We start from the raw sequence: 22,052 nt of genomic DNA on the forward strand, positions 1-22,052 counted from the left end.
CTGGCTGTGGGGCTCCTAATTATATTAAAATTAAATACTTTAAAGGGAGCTTTAAAAAGCTAGAAAAATCTAACAGCTTAACTTGTCCACTAATGTGACCCTTACAGGAAATTCGCAAATCATTTCATACAAGATTTAAATTTTAAGACACTTACTAAGGAACCTTTTTAAATACTTAGTTTCCTGAATTTTTCTTGTATTCTTTTGGAGTGGTTCCTGTTAATTTTTTGAAAAGTTTATTGAAATTGGAAGCGGTTTTGTAACCACATTCATATGCGATTTCAGACATGCCCATGTCGGTTTCAATAAGAAATTTGCAGGCATTGGAAACCCGAATTTCGTTGAGGTATTCCACAAAATGTTTTTTTGTTTTTAATTTAAACATTCTGCAAAACGAAGTTGGAGTAAGATTGGCAATTTTTGCAATTGCAATAAGTGAAATATCCTCCTTATAATTTTCTTTTACATATTCAAAAACGTCCGAAAGACGATCATTTTTGGTTTGATCATTTACCGTGGTATAAGCCTCATTGTTTACAAAAGAGAGATCGGTACTTTCTGAAAGAATAGACAATATCTCGAAAAGACCAATGATAATTTCGAAGTCCTTTTTTTTAACTAGTTTCTCTAGTTTTTTTGCAATAAGTTCATTTGTTTTTCCGGATATAGACAAACCTCTAACGCCTTGGTTGAAAAGAGTATTTATTTTTTGGGTTTCTTTCAATTCATAAAAAGTAGGGCCAAATAAATCTTTATTAAAATAAACTACGATGGCTTTTGCTTTTAGCTTATTGATTCCTTGGTAATAGATTTCGTCATTAAGCCATACATGAGGGATATCTGAACCCAAAAAAACCATATCGCCAGACTCAAAAGGTTCTACAGAATTTCCGACAATTCTTTTGCCGTGACTTTCTTTAATGTAGACTAATTCAAGTTCAGGATGGGAATGGAATGGAGATTGAAAAAACGATTCTTCACGAGAAATAACAGAAATGGAACTGTTTAGGTAAGATGTTATTTTTGTTTTTTCAATTTTCATTTATGTGTAAAGATAATTAATAATTAAACAAAGATAATAATGAATTAATAAATATACTTTAGTCATTATATCTTTCGAATTCCAAAACAGTATAAATTTAATATAATACCTATGGCATTAACATCTGACTCGGTTTTGCAAAATAAAGCATTTTCTAATGAAAAAAAAAGCTGGATATTGCCATTTATATTGGTTACGAGTTTATTTTTTTTCTGGGGATTCGTGCACAATCTGGATCCTATTCTGATTCCGCATTTAAGAAAAGCGTTTAATCTTTCTGATTTGCAATCTTCCTTGATTGACTCTTCTGTTTTCATAGCTTATTTTGTTATGGCTTTACCTGCGGGTTATATCATGCGGAAGTATGGTTATAAATCAGGGATCATGATTGGATTAGTCTTATTTGGTATCGGATCTATTTTATTTGTGCCTGCGGCTAATTCATTACAATATATTTACTTTCTGGGGGCTTTGTTTATTATTGCCTGCGGATTAACATTTTTGGAAACTGCTGCCAATCCTTATGTAACCATATTGGGGCCGGCTGAAACGGCAACCAAAAGATTGAATTTTTCACAGTCCTTTAATGGATTAGCGGCTTTTATTGCTCCAACGGTTGTTGGGCCAATGATCTTATCGGGTAAAAATTTGACCGAAGCAGAGATGGCAAGTATGTCGTCAACGGAATTAAGCACTTACTTGGCTTCAGAAGCGGCAAGCGTTAAAATGCCGTATCTTATTTTGGGTTTGATTATCCTTGCAGTGGCGGTGGTATTTTATTTTACCAATATGCCAGACGTTAAAGACGAAGATAAAGAAGGAACCGAAGGAGCCAGTTTTAGTGGAGCTTTAAAATCGATGAAATTAAGATGGGGGATTTTGGCCCAATTCTTTTATGTGGGAGCGCAAGTTTGCGTTGGAAGTTTTTTTATCAAAATGGCGACTACTACAGCCGGTCTTGAAGAGGATACCGCAGCTAAATATTTAGGATTTTTCGGATTGGCATTCATGTTAGGGCGTTTTGCAGGAACTTTTTTGATGCAATACATTCAGCCAAGAAAATTACTGATAGCATACGCGACCATCAATATTCTTTTGTCGTTGTTGGCAATAACGGGAACAGGAATGGTAGTGGTTTATACCTTAATAGCAATTGCATTTTTTATGAGTATCATGTTTCCAACTATTTTCTCAATGGGAATCGACGGATTGGGGCATAATACTAAAATTGGATCATCATTGATCGTGATGTCAATTGTAGGAGGAGCATTATTGCCTCCTGTATTAGGACTGATTTCAGATATTACTGGCAATATTCAATATGGTTATACAGTTCCTTTGGTCTGTTTTGCTGTAATACTATTGTTTGCATTCAACGGGCATAAAACAAATAAAGCATAAATTCTATTTATAATAAGATGTTAGACAACGAAGTGAAAAGATTGGTGGTGAAAATGCACCCAGGGGATAATGTACTGGTGGCTTTAACTGATTTAGCAAAAGATGCGAAGGTGGTTTTTGAAGAACAAACTTATGTTCTTCAGGAAGCCATTAAGGCGAAGCATAAATTTTACACAACTGATTTAAGTTTGGGTGATGAAGTGATTATGTATGGAGTATTAGTGGGTAAAGTACAGAATGATGTTGCTAAGGGCAGCCTGATGACAACGACAAATCTGAAGCATGCTGCTGAACCTTACGGCTATCGTCATGTTGATTTTGCATGGCAGGCACCCGATGTTTCCAAATATAAAGACAGAACTTTTAAAGGATATAAAAGAAAAGACGGCAGTGTAGGAACTGCCAATTATTGGTTGTTTGTACCAACGGTATTTTGTGAAAACCGAAACCTCGACGTAATAAAGGAAGCCCTGCATAACGAATTAGGCTATTCAGTGACCGATAAGTACACTCAGTATACGCATCAGTTGTTGGAGGCTTATCAAAAAGGGGAAGATGTTGATTCGGTTGACATGCAACTTACGCCAACTACCAGCGCGAATCGCGTGTTTAAAAATGTTGATGGGATTAAATTCCTGAATCATCAAGGAGGTTGTGGCGGTACGCGTCAGGATTCTGCTACCCTAAGTTCGTTGTTAGCTTCTTATGCCAATCATCCTAATGTAGGTGGTATTACGCTATTGAGTTTAGGTTGTCAACATTTGCAGGTGCAGAACTTTATAGACGATGTCAAAAAACAAAACCCCTCTTTTGACAAACCTTTACTTGTTTTTGAGCAACAGCAAGCTGTAAGCGAAGAACAATTGGTGGCAGATGCCATTAAAAAAACATTTGAAGGATTAATTGAAATAAACAAACAAGAAAGAACAGCAGCTCCTCTAAGCGAATTGTCTTTAGGAGTTAAATGTGGTGGTAGTGACGGTTTCAGTGGGGTTTCCGCAAATCCTGCCGTGGGCTACACTGCCGATTTGTTGGTGGCTTTAGGCGGTAAAGTATTACTGGCTGAATTCCCGGAATTGTGTGGAGTGGAACAGAATTTAATTGACCGTTGTACAACCGAAGGGTCAGCGAAAAAATTCATCGATCTGATGCAGTCTTACGATGCTTTGGCACATAAAGTGGGGTCTGGTTTTCACATGAACCCGTCGCCAGGAAACATTAAAGATGGATTGATTACGGATGCCATCAAAAGTGCTGGTGCTGCCAAAAAAGGCGGAACAGCCCCTGTGGCAGATGTACTCGATTATACGGAACCAGCAGCAAAACCGGGATTAAATTTGGTTTGCACTCCCGGAAACGATGTGGAAGCTACTACAGGACAGGCGGCGGCAGGAGCAACATTGATTTTATTTACCACGGGATTGGGCACGCCAACGGGTAATCCGGTATGTCCGGTGATTAAGGTGGCTACTAATTCTGTCTTAGCCAAAAAAATGAGTGATATCATCGATATTGATTGTGGTCCGGTCATTAGTGGTGAAAAGACCATTGAAGAAATGGGAGAAGACATTTTGGAATATTGCATTAAAGCGGCCAGTGGCGAAATTATTCCGAAAGCGGTATTATTAAATCAAGATGATTTTATTCCGTGGAAACGAGGAGTATCATTGTAGTAATTATGAGTTATAAATTGTAACTCTCAATACCTAAAAGTCTAATAATCTAAAGATCTAAAAATCTAATTATATGTTTTCATTACAAAATAAAAAAGCGGTAATTACCGGAGGCGGTAGCGGAATAGGAAAAGCAATTGCTGTTTTATTTGCAAAACAAGGTGCCGAAGTGCATATTGTGGAACTAACCGAAGAAAGTGCCAAAACGGCTGTTGACGAAATTAAGGCAAATGGAGGAAAAGTATTTTCGCACGCCTGTAATGTAGCCAATCAACAAGAGGTATTAGCAACATTCGAAAAAATCGGGAATATTCATATTCTTGTAAACAATGCAGGAATTGCCCATGTAGGGAAAGTGGATACCACTCCTGAAGCGGACTTTGACAGCATTATGAATGTGAATGTAAAAGGGGTTTACAATTGTTTGTATGCTGCTATACCTCAATTTAGAAATTCAGGCGGAGGGGTTATTTTGAATATGGCTTCTATAGCGGCTTGGGTTGGTATTCCGGATCGATTTGCTTATTCTACAGCCAAAGGTGCGGTAATGGCGATGACTTTATCAGTTGCCAAGGATTATATTAATGAAAATATCCGTTGTAATTCTATTTCTCCGGCTAGAGTACACACGCCGTTTGTGGATGGATTTATTTCAAAAAATTATCCGGGAAAGGAAGCCGAAATGTTTGATAAGTTATCTCAATCACAACCTATTGGACGTATGGGAAAACCGGAAGAAATTGCCGCTTTGGCCTTATTTCTATGCAGTGATGAAGCTGGTTTTATTACGGGCTCTGATTACCCTATTGATGGTGGATTTATAAAATTAAATAACTAATGAAAGTAGCCTTATTCATACCCTGCTACATAGACCAGTTTTATCCACAGGTAGGAATTGCTACGCTACAATTATTAGAAAAATTAGGTTGTGAAGTTGCTTTTCCTTTGCAGCAAACTTGCTGTGGTCAACCTATGGCCAATAGTGGTTTTGCCAGTTTGAGTAAAGGTTGTGATATCAATTTTGTTGAAAATTTTTCAGGCTTTGATTATATTGTGGCTCCTTCGGGGAGTTGTGTTTTGCATGTAAAAGAACATTTAAAAGACGAATCACATCCTGAAGAAGCTAAAAAGATTCGAAATAGCATTTATGAACTGACAGAGTTCTTAACCGATGTTTTAAAAGTCGAAACTATTAATACCCGTTTTCCACACAAAGTAGGTTTACATAACAGCTGTCACGGTCAAAGAGGATTAGCGCTTTCTTCGATGACAGAAAGAATGTTGCCGGAATTTTCTAAACCAGAACAGTTACTCAGTATGGTGAAAGGGATTCAATTAAGTAAGCCAAAACGCAACGATGAATGCTGTGGTTTTGGAGGGACTTTTTGTGTATTCGAAGAAGCGGTAAGTGTTAAGATGGGCAAGGACAGAATCAAAGAACATGATGCAAATGAAATTGAATATATCACAGGTGGCGATACCAGTTGCCTAATGCATTTGGAAGGAATTCTGAAACGACAAGGAAGCAAGGTGAAAACCATTCATATTGCAGAGATATTGAATAGTTCTCTATAAAGTATAAGTTAGGCAGTTAAAGGTTAGAAGTTAGAGAAAAGAGAATAAGTAAACGAATAAAACTCCGTCCAGTCTCCCTCTCCTTCGGAGAGGGTTGGGGAGAGGAAAAAACATATGAAAACAACTCATGCTGCATTAGCGGAAAAATTTATAGCTGACGAGCCAAGAACCGACTGGCACGATGAGACCCTGTGGTTTGTTCGTGAAAAGCGGGACAAGGCCGCGCATGGTTTGCCGGAATGGGAGCAACTAAGGGAATGGGGTTCACAGATAAAAAACCACACGCTCTCTAATCTCTATAATTATTTAAAAGAATTTGAAGAAAAGGCTGTCGCCAATGGAATAAAAGTACATTGGGCTGCTGATGGAGACGAGCACAATAAAATCATTCACGAGATTATCCGCAAACACAATATTCAAAAAATTGTGAAAAGCAAAAGCATGCTCACCGAAGAATGTCATCTGAATGAATATTTGCAGGAGCACGGAATAGAAGTGGTCGATACGGATTTGGGAGAACGCATTGTTCAATTCAGAAAAGAACCGCCAAGTCATATTGTATTGCCGGCAATTCACTTAAAAAAAGAAGATGTAAGCGCGACTTTTCACGAGCATCTTGGAACAGAAAAAGGAAATAACGATCCACAATATTTAACCGAAGCGGCAAGACAACATTTGCGAGATAAGTTTGTTCAGTCACAATTGGCGATTACAGGTGTCAACTTTGCCGTTGCCGAAACGGGCGGTTTTGTGGTTTGCACCAATGAAGGAAATGCCGATATGGGCGCGCATACAGCTCCCGTACATATTGCCTGCATGGGTTTTGAAAAAATTATTCCAAAGGCAGAACATCTTTCAGTATTCTTGCGTTTGTTGGCAAGAAGTGCCACCGGACAACCAATTACTACTTATTCCAGCCATTTTCACAAACCCAGACCCAATCAGGAAATGCATATTGTACTAGTTGATAACGGTCGCAGCCGACAACTGGGTCGGGAAGATTTCAGAAATTCATTAAAATGCATTCGTTGTGCGGCTTGTTTCAATACTTGCCCGGTCTACCGTCGTAGCGGAGGGCATAGCTATCATACTGCTGTGGCGGGGCCTATTGGTTCTATTTTGAATCCAAATTTGGATATGAAAGCCAACGCTGATTTACCATTTGCATCAACCCTATGTGGCAGTTGCACCAATGTTTGTCCCGTGAAAATTAATATCCATGAGCAGTTGTGGAAATGGAGACAAGTCATTGCTGCCGAAGGCTATGTTGCCACAAGCAAAAAAATAGGAATGAAGGGAATGGACTTTCTATTGTCAAAACCAAAAGTATATCGTTTCGCAGGGAAAATGGGAAGATGGATGATACGAATAGTTCCTTTTGTGGTGAACAATAAATTAAATGTTTGGTACAAACAAAGAGAAATGCCCGAACCACCAAAGGAATCGTTCCGGGATTGGTATTTGAAAAACGGGAAAACGAACAAGAAATAAAGCCAGAGCGAAGCATGAGTGCAAGAGAAAAAATATTAAATACCATAGCGATCAATCAACCGGAATTGACAGCACTTCCTCTTATCGATAGGAATGCATTAATTCGTTATGAGGATGTTTATGCGCAGTTTAAAACAGTGTTGGAAAGCATTGGCGGTAAAGTGGAATTGGTACAGGACATAACGGAATTAAAAGAGCAATTAATTGCAGATAAAGCAAGCGGCAATTTTGTTGTTAATACCATAGCGGCTTTAGGCGATGTTGACGATCAGGTGGTTTCATTTACGGCTTCGGAATTAGAAAAATTAGAAAAAGCCTATATTAAAGGAACTGTTGGCGTAGCCGAAAATGGTGCGGTATGGATTTATGAAAGTCAAATGGTAAACAGGTTATTGCCTTTTATTTGTCAGCATTTAATAGTAGTAATTGACAAAAAAGATATTGTGCCAACGATGCATCAGGCTTATGACAGCATTGATGTGGCAAAAGAAGGTTTCGGTGCATTCATTGCCGGACCATCAAAAACAGCCGATATAGAACAGTCTTTGGTAATTGGGGCGCATGGTGCAAGAAGTGCGACTATTTATGTTATTGAATAAATAAAAAAATATGAATAAATTAAAATACATTCTTCTTCTGATTTTGGTCATTAACCAAGATTGCGTTTTTGCTCAAAAAAGTATTTTGCCAGAATTGCCAAAGTCTGGTGATAATTTAGTTTTGCAAGCTCCCATAAAAACTTGGGACGAGGCGATTCCCTTAGGTAATGGTTTGATGGGTGGACTTTTATGGGGCGAAAACAATATCATTCGCTTGTCCTTGGATCGTGGTGATTTATGGGATGAACGCACCAATGGGGAACCGGAATGGTGGAAAAAGAATACCTATCAAAAAGGAGTTGATTTAATAAAACAGAATAAACAGGACGTGGTTAATAATTGGTGGAACCAGCCTTATGATGGCGTGACTCCAACCAAATTACCGGCCGGACGTGTAGAAATTCAGCTGCCCGTATCTGAAATCGTTAAAAATTTCGAATTAAACTTATCTTCCGCTGAAGGCATTGCCCGGTTCAATTCAAATGGTATAATTAAAGTATTCTATAGTGCCACAGATCCGGTTATACTTCTTTCTGTAAAAGGAACTATTCCTTCTTCCATTAACCTTTTAAGTACCATGGATGTGTTTCGAAAAAACAGGAATGGAAATTCAGGTCCTTCCAGTGGAGGAACTATGGAGAAGTTAGGCTATCCGGAAGCCGTGAAAGGAAAATTAAATAACGCACAATGGTATATTCAAGAAGCGGCAGGCGGATTGAAATACTGTGTTTATGTCCAGTCAAAGCAGATTAAAGACGAAACGCTTTTGGCAATATCCATTACATCAACAAATGATGCCAAAGATTTCTTGTCTTTAGGACGTGATCGATGCGCATCCGCTTTAGATAAAGGATACGCTTTCGTTTTGAAAAGTCACAAGAAATGGTGGGAGAAGTTTTGGATACAATCCAGTGTCAGCGTTCCTGATGCTGCGGTACAAAAACAATACAATTTGGTACAATATTTTTACGGTGCCGCTTCTCGTTCCGATGCACCTCCTATGCCTCTTCAGGGTGTTTGGACTGCAGACAACGGTGCATTGCCACCTTGGAAAGGCGATTACCACAATGACCTAAACACACAGATGACCTATATGGCTTATCAGGAATCAGGTCGATTTGAAGAAGGTTTGTCCTACATCAATTATTTATGGGACAGACGTAAAGTTTTTCAGGATTTTGCCAAAGATTTTTATGGTACCGGCGGACTGGCTTGTCCAGGAACGATGTCTTATTCGGGTCAGCCTTTGGGCGGATGGGGACAGTATAGTTTATCGCCTACCATGAGTGCCTGGAGCGCCCATTTATTCTATATGCATTGGATGTATACTGCCGATGAGAATTTCCTAAAAGAAAAAGCATATCCATGGAGCTCTGGAGTAGGCGAGTGCATGTTAGGCTTGTTGAAGCCTGATGAAAAAGGTATTTTGAAATTACCGCTTTCTTCTTCGCCGGAGATTTTTGACGATAGTCCGAAAGCATGGTTGCAACCAAACAGCAATTACGATTTGATGTGTTTGAAAATGTTGTTTCTTTCCCTGAGCGAAATGGCAACGGCTTGTAATAAAACTTCGGAAGCCAAAAAATGGTCGGATGCGGCTATCGCTTTAGGTGATTTTCATACTAAATCGGACGGGACATTATTAATTGATGCCGTTAATGAATTGCCGGAGAGTCACAGGCATTTATCTAATATTATGGGACTGTATCCTTTCAATCTGATTACAAAAGAAGGAGGAGAGAAAGAGGACAAAATTATAAAAGCCAGTTTGAAAAATTGGCAAAATAAAGGAACAAGTGAATGGTGCGGTTACACTTTTTCATGGATGAGCTGTATGCAGGCAAGGGTTGGGGATGCTGAGGAAGCAGTCAGAAACCTAGACATTTTTGTGAAAGCCTTTGTATTGCGAAACGGATTCCATGTCAACGGAGACCAAACTAAAAGTGGGTATTCTAATTTCACCTACCGACCGTTTACCTTGGAAGGGAATTTTCTGGCTTCTCAAGCGGTTCAGGAAATGTTGTTGCAAAGTTGGAGCTCCACACCGGGAAAAATCAATACGGGAATCATTCGTTTATTTCCTGCGACACCAAAAAAATGGGCAGATGTTTCCTTTACCGATTTAAGGGCTGAAGGAGGTTATAAAGTTTCTGCATCCCGAAAAAATAACAAAACGATCTGGTTCAGGATTGCTGCAAACAAAGCAGGAATAGTACGAATTAAGGATGATTTTCAAGGAGAAAAACCGAAATGGAATACAGCGAATGTTCAGAAAAATGGTGATGTTTATGAAGTGAAACTCAACAAAGGACAAGCATTGGAAGCCAGTTTTTAGATAATTAAAAAATATAAAATGAAAAGTAGAATAGACTTAGTGTTTTTAATGACAATACTTACAACGGTAGGTTTTGCGCAAACAAAGAATTTTGTTTCAGTCAATGCATCAATGTCAGACGATGAATTGTTAAAAATAGCGGCTACTATTACCCCTACACCACAGCAATTGCGTTGGCAGCGTTTGGAATTAACGGGTTTTATTCATTTTGGAATAAACACTTTTACGGGCAGAGAATGGGGAGAGGGGAAAGATGACCCTAAATTGTTTAACCCAACCGCATTGAATGCAAAGCAGTGGGTAAAAGCTTGTAAAGATGCGGGAATCAGACAGATTATTCTTACGGCAAAGCATCACGATGGTTTTTGTTTGTGGCCAAGTAAATTCACGGAATATTCTGTAAAAAACAGCCCTTGGAAAGATGGGAAAGGCGATGTTGTAAAAGAAGTAGCTGATGCCTGTAAGGAATTTGGACTAGGTTTTGGAGTATATTTATCACCTTGGGACCGTAATAATGCTTCCTATGGAACAGAGGCATACAACGAGTATTTTATCAATCAGTTAACGGAATTGCTTACCCAATATGGCAAAGTGGATGAGGTATGGTTTGATGGTGCCAATGGTGAAGGGTCTAACGGTAAAAAACAAGTATATGATTTTGAGAGATGGTATGCCCATATCCGAAAATTACAACCTCAAGCTGTAATTGCGGTTTCCGGACCTGATGTTCGCTGGGTGGGAACCGAGAGCGGACATGGTCGTGAGGAAGAATGGAGTGTGGTACCGGTAGGGAAAAAGAATAAATTAAATGAAGGTTCTCAAACCAAAGTAGATACGCCGCCAGCAGGTGATATGACCGGCCAGGTTTTAGGAAGTCGCAGTCAATTAAGGGATGGAGATGCCTTAAAATGGTATCCTGCCGAAACAGATGTATCGATCCGTCCGGGATGGTTTTATCATGAATCAGAAGATAAAAAAGTGAAAACTCCGGAATATCTGAAAGAAATTTATTTTCATTCGGTTGGAAGAAACGGAGTTTTATTATTGAATATACCACCGGATAAAAGAGGATTGCTTACTGATTTTGACGTAGCTGCCTTAAAAAGCTGGAAAGGGAAATTGGATGCTATATTCAAAGTAAATCTTCTGAAAGAAGCAAAAGGAGTTGGTGCGGTTAAAAAAATAAAATCTTTGCTGGACGGGAATGATGCTACACATCTTTCATTTTCCATGAAAGGAAATGATAATGTAGTTGAAATGAGTTTGAAGGGAGAAAAAACATTCAATGTACTGTCGCTTCAGGAAAATATTAGTGTCGGACAAAGGGTTGAGAAATTCATTTTGGAATATTGGGTAGATGGAGAATGGAAAAAAGCTACTGAAGGAACCACTATTGGTTTCAAACGCTTGTTAGAGTTTCCGGCTGTAACCACAACTAAAGTAAGGTTGCGTATTGTATCAGCCAGATTGCAGCCGGCATTGGCCGAAATTGGATTGTATTTTAATAAAGAAGATAAAAAATAATTGATTATGAATTACAAACAACATTTGGTGTTAATGGGTTTTCTTTTGGTGTCAATGCAAGCATCAGCACAATCGAAAATGACCAAGACAGACTCGATTTTCTTAAAGGAAAAAGTGGTGATGGAATCCTTTATTTCAAAAGGGACTTCGACCTATAAGATGCAGGCTAGTCCTGAAGGATATAGCGTGCAACTAATAGGATCGGATAATCTTTCGGTAATAAGTAAGTCGGGTACCATTTTCAGTCCGTTAAATGATATGAAGGTTAATTTGTTGTTTAAAGCAATTAAAAAAACTGACGGCTCCTCCATGGAGATTCCTTATTCCGTAAAAGTAGAAGGAACCTATAAAGATAAAGGGAAGAATGCGAAACCCTTTGTGATTCCTTCGTTGAGAGAGTGGCATGGGGGTGAAGGCAATTTTGTATTGACAGCTAAATCAAGAATTGTGGTGGATGCAAAGTATGCATCGATCCTGATGCAAGCGGCCAAAGTTTTTCAAAATGATCTGGTTGAACAATGCAAAATAAAACCAGCTGTTTTTGTGGGGACTCCCAAAGCCGGTGATATTTTCATCTCTCTAAATGCCAATAAAGAAGAATTGGGAACGGAAGGTTATTCTCTTTCGATCAAAGATTATGTTTCCATAAATGCGGCCGAATATAAAGGAGCTTTTTGGGGGACGCGTACTATTTTGCAAATATTGGATAAGGATGTGCAGCACCGTTCTTTGGCTAAGGGAATTTCAAGGGATTATCCTAAATATGAGGTAAGAGGTTTTCTGCTGGATGTTGGAAGAAAATATTTCAAAATTGATTTTTTACGTGATTATGTAAAGATGATGTCCTATTATAAAATGGGCGATTTTCAAATACACCTAAGTGACAATGCGTTTGTGAAACATTTCAACGATGACTGGGATAGCACCTATAGCGGGTTTAGGCTGGAGAGTGAAACATATCCACAATTAGCTACAAAGGGAGAATTTTATACCAAGAAAGAATTTATTGATCTGCAATTGCTTGCCGAAAGTTATGGGATAAATATTATTCCTGAGATTGACGTGCCTGCGCATTCTTTGGCTATCTCAAAAGCATTTCCGCAAATTGCAAGTAAAGAATTTGGCAAAGACCATTTGGATATAAAAAATCCAGAAACCTATACCATTGTAGAAAATATATTTAAAGAATACTTAGAAGGAAAAAATCCGGTGTTTCGTTTCAAAGAAGTGCACATTGGAACAGACGAATACGCAAAAAAAGAAGCGGAACCTTTTAGAAAGTTCACAGATCATTTTATAAAATACGTACAAAGTTTTGGCAAAGATGTACGAATTTGGGGTGCTTTAACGCATGCTGAAGGCATTACCCCTGTTACCTCAAAAGGCGTTACGATGAATGCCTGGTACAATGGATATGCTGATCCTTTGAAAATGAAGGAATTGGGCTATCCTTTAATTAGCACGCCTGATGGTTTGCTTTATATTGTGCCTGCTGCGGGTTATTATTATGATTATTTAAACCTGAAACATTTATATGAAAAATGGGAACCGGTTACCATTGGAAATGTGGTTTTCAAAATGGGAGACCCTTTTATACGAGGAGGAATGTTTGCCGTATGGAATGATGTTGCCAAAAATGGAATTACCGCTCAGGATGTAACAGACAGAGTATTTCCTGCAATTCAAGTCTTGAGTGAAAAAATGTGGACTGGTACAGGTACAACGGTAAATTTCGATGAGTTTTCCAGCAAAGCCAAAGGTACAAATGAAGGTCCGGGACTGAATTTGAGAGGAAAAATTACTGCTAAGGATTCTTTAGTTGTGGATTTTGCGATGAAAGGCGATGATGAAATAAAAAAACTGCATCATGCAACTTATGTAGCTGATGGAAACAGAAAAGTATTAAGTCTTAAGAATAGTGACAGTTATGTAAAACTTCCATTCAACGAAATTGGATATAATTATACGGTCAGTTTTAAAATAAATCCTTCGGAAAATAATGCTGCCAATGCGGTGCTTTTTCAATCGAATCATTCAATTGTAAAACTAAAACAAGGCAATACATCGAATCTTGGTTTTTCACACGAAGGAAAGGATTATGATTTTGGTGTTGTGATTCCTGAAAATAAGTGGACTACTATTGCAATTACAGGTGATAATAACTCAACAACATTATACCTGAATGGGGAATTGGTTAAAAAGCTGACGAGGGAAAAAATCCCGACTGGCTATAAAAATGATTCGATTTGGGTTATGAAAACATTGTTCTTTCCTCTAAATACAATAGGAGACAGCAGCAATTCTTTTATCGGAAAAATGAAAGATTTGAAAGTATTCAATCAAATTTTATCTGAAACACAAATTCAAGCCATATAAGGAAGAGGATTAAATTTTACGCCAAATTAAAATTTTAAAAGAATATAACTTTCAAAAAACTATGACCAAAATGAGAAAATTATTATTGAGTTTGTTATTTAGCTGTACTGTCACAATGGCTTTACAGGCACAAACCTACACACCTACAAAGGAAAATCTGGAGGCCCGTGCAGAATTTCAGGATATGAAACTGGGAATGTTTATTCATTGGGGGGCTTCGAGCGTCTTGGGGAATGGAGAATGGGTCATGAACAATCGAAATATCGGAGTTAAAGAATACGGACGCCTGATAAATATCTTTAATCCACAAAATTTTGATGCCAAGAAATGGGTGGCGACAGCAAAGGCCGGAGGCATGAAATACATTACTTTCATCACCCGTCATCACGACAGTTTCAGCAATTGGGATACTAAACAATCCGATTGGAAAATTACCAATACGCCTTACGGAAAGGATGCCTTGAAACAATTGGCCGATGAATGTCATAAGGAAGGCATTAAATTGTTTTGTTATTATTCGTTGTTGGATTGGTATCGAAGCGATTACCAATATGAAACGGGAAAAACCGGAAAAGGGACAGGAAGAACACAGAAGAGCGATTGGGAAAGTTACATCCGTTTCATGAAAGCACAATTGACCGAGTTGTTAACCAATTATGGAAAAATTGACGGAATTTGGTTTGACGGACATTGGGATCAATTGGATAATGACCATGATAAAGCGTTGCAGTCAAAGGTAAACTGGCACTATGATGAAATTTATAAACTCATTCACTCTTTGCAACCGCAATGTTTGATTTCAAATAACCATCATTTAACGCCTTTGCCTGGAGAAGATTTTCAAGCATTCGAAAAAGACTTACCAGGAGGCAATTCAACAGGTTTCGGTGGACAATCCGTTTCTCAGTTGCCATTAGAAACTTGTGAAACCATGAATGATTCTTGGGGCTTTAATATCACAGATAAAAAATACAAATCGACCAAGGATTTAATACATTACATGGTTAATGCGGCCAGCCTTAATGCTAATTTTTTGTTGAATGTAGGTCCAATGCCTGACGGAACCATTCAACCGGAATTTGTTGATACCTTAAAAGAAATGGGAGATTGGATGAAAATAAACGGTCAAAGTATTTATGGAACTAGAGGAGCTGTTATGAAAGGGCAAGAATGGGGAGTGGTTACAACCAAAGATAAAATATGGTATGCCCATATCATCAAAACGCCTAAACAGGCATCCTATATTTTTATTCCCGAATTAAAGAACAAAGTTGTAAAGTGTACCCTGTTCAATAGTAAAAAGACATTGAAATTCAAACAACAACCAGAAGGAGTGTTTGTATATTTGGATGGGCTACAATTAGATGCAATTGATACGATTATAGAAATAAAATTACAATAAAAAATAAGAAAAATGAAACTAATACGATTTGGAGAATCAGGAAAAGAAAAACCAGGGGTTATAATAGCAGAAAAAAGATTTGATGTCTCTTCAATTGTTACAGATTACAACGAAGCATTTTTTGAAGAAAATGGACTTGAAAAATTAAAGGCAGCCTTAGACGGAAATCCATCATTGCCGGAAGTTGAGGCTTCTGTTCGTTTGGGTTCGCCGGTGGCAAGACCTTCAAAAATTATTTGCATTGGCTTAAATTATGTGGATCATTGTCTAGAAACCAATGCGCCAATCCCGGAAGAGCCTATTATTTTTTTTAAATCGACAACTGCTTTGTGTGGACCAAATGATGATTTAATAATTCCAAAAAACAGTGAAAAAACAGATTGGGAAATAGAATTGGCTTTTGTCATAGGGAAAAAAGCAAGTTATGTGGAGGAAGCCGATGCGATGGATTATGTGGCGGGCTATTGTTTGCATAACGATTACAGCGAAAGAGCCTATCAACTGGAACGTGGCGGGCAATGGGCCAAAGGAAAAGGTTGCGATACATTTGCACCATTAGGACCCTTCATGGCTACAACAGATGAGATTGCGGATGTAGATAATTTAAAAATGTGGTTGACCGTAAATGGTAAAACCTATCAAAGCAGCAATACGTTAAATCTGGTTTTTAAAATACCTTTTTTGGTTCATTATCTGAGTCAGTTTATGACTTTGTTGCCAGGCGATATTATCAGTACAGGTACGCCTCCGGGAGTTGGTTTAGGAATTAAACCCGAACCAGTTTATATTAAAGCGGGTGATGTGATTGAATTAGGATTGGAAGGATTAGGATCAAGCAAGCAAGTTGCGGTAGCTTATAAAAAATAAATTATGTCAATACAAAAATATTGTTTGGCTTTAGACTTAAAAGAAGATCCACAGTTGATGGCCGAGTACAAAGCCTATCATCAAAATGTTTGGCCGGAGATTATCAAAAGTATTAAAGATTCTGGAATTGAAGTATTGGATATTTATTGTGTCGGGAATCGTATGTTAATGATTATCGAGGCCAATGAAGATTTTTCTTTTGAAAAAAAATCAGGAATGGATGCCAATAATCCTAAAGTGCAGGAATGGGAAGAATTGATGTGGAAGTTTCAACAAGCGCTACCATTTGCAAAGTCAGGAGAAAAATGGATGCTAATGGAAAAAATATTTGAATTGAAATGCGAATAGACAGCCACCAGCATTTTTGGAAATACCATCCGGTAAAAGACGCTTGGATTAGTGATGCCATGAAGGTGATTCAGCGGGATTTTTTGCCGGCTGATTTATATCCTTTATTGGAGAAAAATAATATTGATGGCTGTATCGCGGTACAAGCCGATCAAAGCGAATATGAAACTCATTTTTTGTTGTTATTGGCAAAAGAAAATGATTTCATAAAGGGAGTTGTAGGTTGGATTGATTTAAGGGCAGCTAATCTGGAAGCAAGGTTGGAGCATTTTTTCCAATTTAAAAAATTAAAAGGTTTTCGCCATATCGTACAGGGGGAACCAGAAGTGGATTTCTTGTTACAGGAGGATTTTTGCAAAGGAATAGCGAAACTGGCGAAGTATAATTTTACATATGATCTTTTGATTTTTCCAAAGCATTTACCAGTTGCTGTCGAGTTTGTGAAAAGATTTCCCAATCAAAAGTTTGTAATAGACCATTTGGCAAAACCAGATTTCAGGCAAACGGATTTTACAGAATGGGAAAAAGGAATGCGGGAGATTGCAAGGTACCCCAATGTGATGTGTAAGGTTTCGGGCCTAGTGACCGAAGCCGACTGGAACAATTGGAAAGAGGCCGATTTTACGTATTGTTTAGATGTGGTTACGGAAGTTTTTGGCGTCAATCGTTTAATGTTTGGCAGTGATTGGCCAGTGAGTTTGCTGGCGGCATCTTATGGAGAATCATGGGATATTGTTGAGCATTATTTTTCGAAATTTTCGAATGAGGAACAAGATAAACTCTGGGGTGGAAATGCAATAGAATTTTATCATTTATAAAAAAACGGAAATGAACTTAGATTTAAATAACAAAATAATTATCGTAACCGGCGGAGCCAAAGGAATAGGTTTGGAAATCTGCAAAGTGTTGGCTTCAGAGGGAGCCATCCCTTTTATCATCGGAAGAAGTGAAGAAGATAATAAGGCTGCTGTGAAAGAAATTGAGGCTTCGGGAGGAAAAGCAAAGGCCGTTGTTGCCGAATTGACAAATCCCCAAGACTGTGAAAGAGCCGTAAAACAAGTCGTGGCCGAATGCGGCCGCATCGATGGGCTTATTAATAATGCAGGGGTAAACGACGGTGTTGGATTGGAAAACGGCAATTACGAATCTTTCATGGCTTCACTACATAAAAATTTGGTGCATTATTATCTAATGGCGCATCATGCTTTGCCTGAATTGAAAAAATCAAAGGGAGCGATTGTAAACATCGGTTCAAAAACAGCCGAAACGGGTCAAGGAAACACCTCGGCCTATGCGGCTTCCAATGGCGGGCGCAATGCCTTAACTCGGGAGTGGGCGGTGGAATTGTTGCAATACGGCATCCGCGTAAATGCGGTAATTGTGGCCGAATGTTTTACGCCTTTGTATGAAACTTGGATTAAAACTTTTGACAATCCCGAAGAGAAATTAAAAGAAATCACGGATAAGATTCCATTCGGAAAAAGAATGACGACTGCAGAGGAAATAGCCAATATGGTTGCTTTTCTTTTATCCGAAAAATCCAGCCATACCACGGGACAATTGATTCATGTGGATGGTGGGTATACGCATTTGGACAGGGCTTTGTAATCTTCGAAAATCTATAAAATGAAAAAAGTATTTTTTATCTTCTTTACAATTTGTTCCATAACAATTTTTGCCCAAAAAAATAGCATAGTTCCCACACCTTCAAAGGTTCCCAATGAAGCACAAAAGAAAATGATTGCCCGTAAGTATGGTATGTTCATTCATTTTGGGATCAATACTTTTGTGAATCAGGAATGGACAGATGGTTCAATAGCGGTCTCATCTTATAATCCAACAATGATAGATGCTGAGCAATGGGTAAAAACTGCGAAAAATGCAGGGATGAAGTATGTAATTTTAATTACAAAACACCACGATGGTTTTTGCTTATGGGATAGTAAATATACCGAATATGATGTAGCAAATTCTGGTAACAAAACCAATGTGGTGGAAGCAGTAGCCAAAGCGTGTAAAAAATATAATATCGGATTGGGTTTATATTATTCGCTTTGGGATAGAAATAAAAATGCCGATACGAAAGACAGCACTTTAGACGCTAAATATAATCAATACATGATTAATCAATTGGATGAATTAATTACGATAACAAAAAAACATACAAATATTGTGGAATTTTGGTTTGATGGCGGATGGGAAAAACCAAATTACAGATGGCCAACACAAGATATTTACAATACAATAAAGTCGAGGGAGCCAAATTGCCAAATAGGAATAAATTGGACTATTGGTTTGCCCGAAAATCCCGATTACCATTTGGTAGAGCCTAAAGATCAAAAAGAAGGTTACCCTTTTCGTTATTTCCCAAGTGATTTTAGATTAGGAGATCCCTATTTACCCAAAGAAAATGACCCTAAAATATTTACACATGGTGGAAAAGAATATTACTTACCATGGGAATCTACCGTATGTATGAGCAAAAACTGGTTTTTTAATACAACAGACACCACTTACAAATCAGTAGATGAATTATATGACTTGTATAAAAAAGCCACTGCGCAGGACAATGTTTTAATTCTTAATTGTCCGCCCAATACTGAAGGTAAAATGAGAAAAAAGGACATTGACTTATTACTGGCTCTTAAAAAGAAAATAGAGGATAAAAAACTTCCAAAATAAATTTGAATACAAAAATGAAACATACTAAACTGTGTTTCAAGCAATTGAATTAAAAAGTCAATAAAAAAACAATAGCCATGAAAGACATACCCCAAATTCTTAAAAAAGCAGTACTGTTTTTATTGTTTTCTTTGATGACAATCAATCTTCAAGCCCAGGAAAAAGAGTACTATCCGGACCCGGATCCTGCCATTAGAGAAAGGTTAGAGGAATGGAAGGATCTCAAATTTGGTTTGCTGATGCATTGGGGAACCTATAGTCAGTGGGGCATTGTGGAAAGTTGGAGCATTTGCCCTGAAGATTTAAGTTGGGCTAGTGGCGGCCGAAAACAAGGGGTGGCCGATAATTATACAGATTATGTAAAGGCCTACGAAAATCTTAAAAACACATTCAACCCTGTAAAATTTAATCCCGAAAAATGGGCGACCGCAGCCAAGGATGCCGGGATGAAATACATGGTGTTTACCACCAAACACCACGACGGATTTTGTATGTTCGACAGTAAATATACCGATTATAAGATTACCGATAAGGGTTCGCCGTTTTCAACCAATCCAAGAAGTAATGTTACCAAAGAAATTTTTTCAGCTTTCAGAAAAGAGAATTTCTGGATAGGAGCTTATTTCTCCAAACCCGACTGGCATACTGATACCTATTGGTGGAAACAATTCCCACCAAGTGACCGCAATGCAAATTATTCGATTCAAAAACATCCCGAGCAATGGAAGAAATTCGTTGATTTTACCCACAATCAGATTAATGAGTTGGCAAGTGATTATGGGAAATTGGATATCCTTTGGCTAGACGGAGGCTGGGTCAGAAAAACAAGCGACGATGAAGTAAAGAAATATTTGGCAGATGTTTCCGAAGGCTCCAGATGGGCACGCAACCCGCAGAATCAAGACATAGACATGCCGAGATTGGTAAAAGAAGTGAGAGCAAAGCAACCCAAGTTGATCGTAGTTGACCGGGCTGTTCCGGGAGAACAACAAAATTATCTTACCCCTGAACAGCACATACCTGAAGCAGGTTTGCCTTACCCTTGGGAAACCTGTATGACTATGGGCAATAGCTGGAGTTATGTGCCTAATGATGTTTACAAACCCGCCAATGAACTTATTGAAAAATTGGTTGACATTGTAAGCAAAGGAGGAAATTATTTGCTAAATATAGGTCCGGGGCCAGATGGTGAACTCGATCCTGTGGCTTACCAGCGTTTGAAAGAGATTGGAACTTGGATCAAAACAAATAGAGAAGCCATTTACGGCAGCCGCATGTTCAATGTGTTTGGCGAAGGGGAAAAAATCCGCTATACCCAAACCAAGGATGGTGATACAAAATATATTTTTCTGTTTGATTTTCCGAAAGAGAAGCAGCTATTAACGAAAATCCCGTTTTCTAAAAACACAAAGTTGCAGCTATTGGGGAGTAAATCAAACCTTTCATGGAAACAAAAAGGAGATGCCGTCGAGGTAAATGTTCCGGCTTCTCTTAAATCGGTTACAGACCATGTGTGGGTAATTAAAGTTTCAAATTAACAACCAATATGATGAATAATACCAAACGCTTTTTTTAATAATTTTGTTTTAATATTAGAAATAAGCTAAAGTGTTTTTTTTATCAGTTTGGGATGTTACAATAAGTTTAGCATAATACTTTACAAACTGGTAGGTACCGTTATGTGATTTGAAAAATATATTCTATTTTCGGAATCTATTTTTGAACGGGAATTTAATCAATTGATGCGAAACAACGTTCAATTACTCCCAAAAAAGCAATATAGAATGTCATCAATTCCATATTTCGATAAAAAACAAATAGTATCTACATATGAAAAGAAGAGATTTATTAAAATATATTGGAATGACTGTTGGTACAGTCGCATTGAGCGGAACAACATCAATTATTTCTGCTGCAGAACAAAAGGATAAACGTAAAAGAGTATTACGCATCGCGCATATCACCGATGTGCATATCCGACCGGAAGAAAATGCTCCCGATCGGTTTGTAAAATGTTTAGAAGAGATAAAAAAGCATAAAGTCGATTTCTTCCTGAATGGAGGAGATACAATATTTGCAGCGGACTACGGTAATATTACCCGTGAGAGAGTGAATGAACTATGGAAGGTGTGGGATGAAACTACCAAAGGGATTAACGACTTTGAGATTCACAGTTGCCTTGGAAATCATGATATGTGGTGGGCAGCACCGGATAAAAAGGATCCAATGTATGGAAAAGACTATGTGGTGAAGCAATTGGGAATTCCCAATCGGTATTACAGTTTTGACAAAAAAGATTGGCATTTTGTAATATTGGACAGTAATAATAACGGAGGCTCGTTGGACGATGAACAACGACTATGGTTGGAAAAGGATTTGCAAGCTATTCCTATCGGTACACCGGTTATTTGTTTAAGCCATTATCCTATCCTTGCCGCATGTACTCATGTTGATGGAGGAAATCACACGGATTCAAAATATATAAGCGATCTTTTTTATATACATAAGGACAAAAAGATTAGTTGCTTTAGCGGACACATTCATTTATTGGACAACGCTGTTTACAATGACGTACATTATTACTGTAACGGTGCGTTAAGTGGTTTCTGGTGGGAAGCGGGTGACAAAGACTCAGCAGGGAAGACGTATTATAAACAAACGCCTCCAGGTTATGCCATTATTGATTTGTTTGATGATGGTTCTGTTGACAATCAATATTTTCCGCATTCTTTTTAAA

General features: G+C 38.1%; 18 protein-coding genes. 17 read left to right on the top strand and 1 reads right to left on the bottom strand.

The window, feature by feature from the left end; genetic code table 11:
* Positions 1–175: 175 nt before the first annotated feature.
* Entirely contained in the window at positions 176–1,042 is an 867-nt protein-coding gene (locus tag E0I26_RS06615; RefSeq protein WP_131915705.1) for an AraC family transcriptional regulator, read from the bottom strand.
* Positions 1,043–1,153: 111 nt separating this feature from the next.
* Between E0I26_RS06615 and fucP the strand changes: the two genes are divergently transcribed.
* From fucP to E0I26_RS06700, 17 genes are all read left to right on the top strand, one after another.
* Entirely contained in the window at positions 1,154–2,443 is a 1,290-nt protein-coding gene (gene fucP, locus E0I26_RS06620) for an L-fucose:H+ symporter permease (protein ID WP_131915706.1), read from the top strand.
* Between the two features lie 17 nt (positions 2,444–2,460).
* A complete protein-coding gene (locus E0I26_RS06625) occupies positions 2,461–4,116 on the top strand; it encodes a UxaA family hydrolase (protein WP_235831728.1) in 1,656 nt (551 codons plus the stop codon).
* Between the two features lie 73 nt (positions 4,117–4,189).
* Entirely contained in the window at positions 4,190–4,954 is a 765-nt protein-coding gene (locus E0I26_RS06630; protein ID WP_131915707.1) for an SDR family NAD(P)-dependent oxidoreductase, read from the top strand.
* Positions 4,954–5,691, top strand: coding sequence for a (Fe-S)-binding protein (locus tag E0I26_RS06635; RefSeq protein ID WP_131915708.1), 738 nt, complete (start codon positions 4,954–4,956; stop codon positions 5,689–5,691). The genes E0I26_RS06630 and E0I26_RS06635 overlap by 1 nt, the downstream gene beginning before the upstream one ends.
* Positions 5,692–5,805: 114 nt before the next feature.
* Positions 5,806–7,182, top strand: coding sequence for a lactate utilization protein B (locus E0I26_RS06640; RefSeq protein WP_131915709.1), 1,377 nt, complete (start codon positions 5,806–5,808; stop codon positions 7,180–7,182).
* The gene (locus E0I26_RS06645; RefSeq protein ID WP_205728777.1) at positions 7,095–7,781 is read left to right on the top strand and encodes a LutC/YkgG family protein; all 687 of its coding nucleotides are present in this window, start codon (positions 7,095–7,097) and stop codon (positions 7,779–7,781) included. The genes E0I26_RS06640 and E0I26_RS06645 overlap by 88 nt, the downstream gene beginning before the upstream one ends.
* Positions 7,782–7,791: 10 nt before the next feature.
* Positions 7,792–10,116: a glycosyl hydrolase family 95 catalytic domain-containing protein gene (locus tag E0I26_RS06650; protein ID WP_131915710.1), complete on the top strand. Its 2,325-nt coding sequence runs from the start codon at positions 7,792–7,794 to the stop codon at positions 10,114–10,116.
* Positions 10,117–10,134: 18 nt separating this feature from the next.
* The gene (locus E0I26_RS06655; RefSeq protein ID WP_131915711.1) at positions 10,135–11,640 is read left to right on the top strand and encodes an alpha-L-fucosidase; all 1,506 of its coding nucleotides are present in this window, start codon (positions 10,135–10,137) and stop codon (positions 11,638–11,640) included.
* A 6-nt stretch (positions 11,641–11,646) separates the two neighbouring features.
* Positions 11,647–14,016, top strand: a complete 2,370-nt coding sequence (locus E0I26_RS06660; RefSeq protein WP_131915712.1) for a family 20 glycosylhydrolase — start codon at positions 11,647–11,649, stop codon at positions 14,014–14,016.
* Positions 14,017–14,086: 70 nt separating this feature from the next.
* Complete coding sequence (locus E0I26_RS06665) at positions 14,087–15,418, top strand: alpha-L-fucosidase (protein WP_131915713.1); 1,332 nt, start codon at positions 14,087–14,089, stop codon at positions 15,416–15,418.
* Between the two features lie 12 nt (positions 15,419–15,430).
* Positions 15,431–16,285 (top strand): fumarylacetoacetate hydrolase family protein, encoded by an 855-nt coding sequence (locus tag E0I26_RS06670; RefSeq protein ID WP_131915714.1) that lies wholly within the window; start codon positions 15,431–15,433, stop codon positions 16,283–16,285.
* Positions 16,286–16,288: 3 nt separating this feature from the next.
* Complete coding sequence (locus E0I26_RS06675) at positions 16,289–16,633, top strand: L-rhamnose mutarotase (RefSeq protein WP_205728778.1); 345 nt, start codon at positions 16,289–16,291, stop codon at positions 16,631–16,633.
* Entirely contained in the window at positions 16,624–17,451 is an 828-nt protein-coding gene (locus tag E0I26_RS06680) for an amidohydrolase family protein (RefSeq protein WP_131915715.1), read from the top strand. Before E0I26_RS06675 ends, E0I26_RS06680 begins: the two co-directional genes overlap by 10 nt.
* Positions 17,452–17,461: 10 nt before the next feature.
* Complete coding sequence (locus E0I26_RS06685) at positions 17,462–18,241, top strand: SDR family oxidoreductase (RefSeq protein ID WP_131915716.1); 780 nt, start codon at positions 17,462–17,464, stop codon at positions 18,239–18,241.
* Positions 18,242–18,259: 18 nt separating this feature from the next.
* Positions 18,260–19,315, top strand: a complete 1,056-nt coding sequence (locus tag E0I26_RS06690) for an alpha-L-fucosidase (protein WP_131915717.1) — start codon at positions 18,260–18,262, stop codon at positions 19,313–19,315.
* 77 nt (positions 19,316–19,392) lie between these two features.
* The gene (locus tag E0I26_RS06695) at positions 19,393–20,853 is read left to right on the top strand and encodes an alpha-L-fucosidase (protein ID WP_131915718.1); all 1,461 of its coding nucleotides are present in this window, start codon (positions 19,393–19,395) and stop codon (positions 20,851–20,853) included.
* A gap of 292 nt (positions 20,854–21,145) precedes the next feature.
* On the top strand, positions 21,146–22,051 hold the full coding sequence (locus E0I26_RS06700) for a metallophosphoesterase family protein (RefSeq protein ID WP_131915719.1): 906 nt from the start codon (positions 21,146–21,148) through the stop codon (positions 22,049–22,051).
* Position 22,052 lies beyond the last annotated feature (1 nt).

Source organism: Flavobacterium rhamnosiphilum (assembly GCF_004349195.1).
GTDB classification, from domain to species: Bacteria; Bacteroidota; Bacteroidia; order Flavobacteriales; family Flavobacteriaceae; genus Flavobacterium; species Flavobacterium rhamnosiphilum.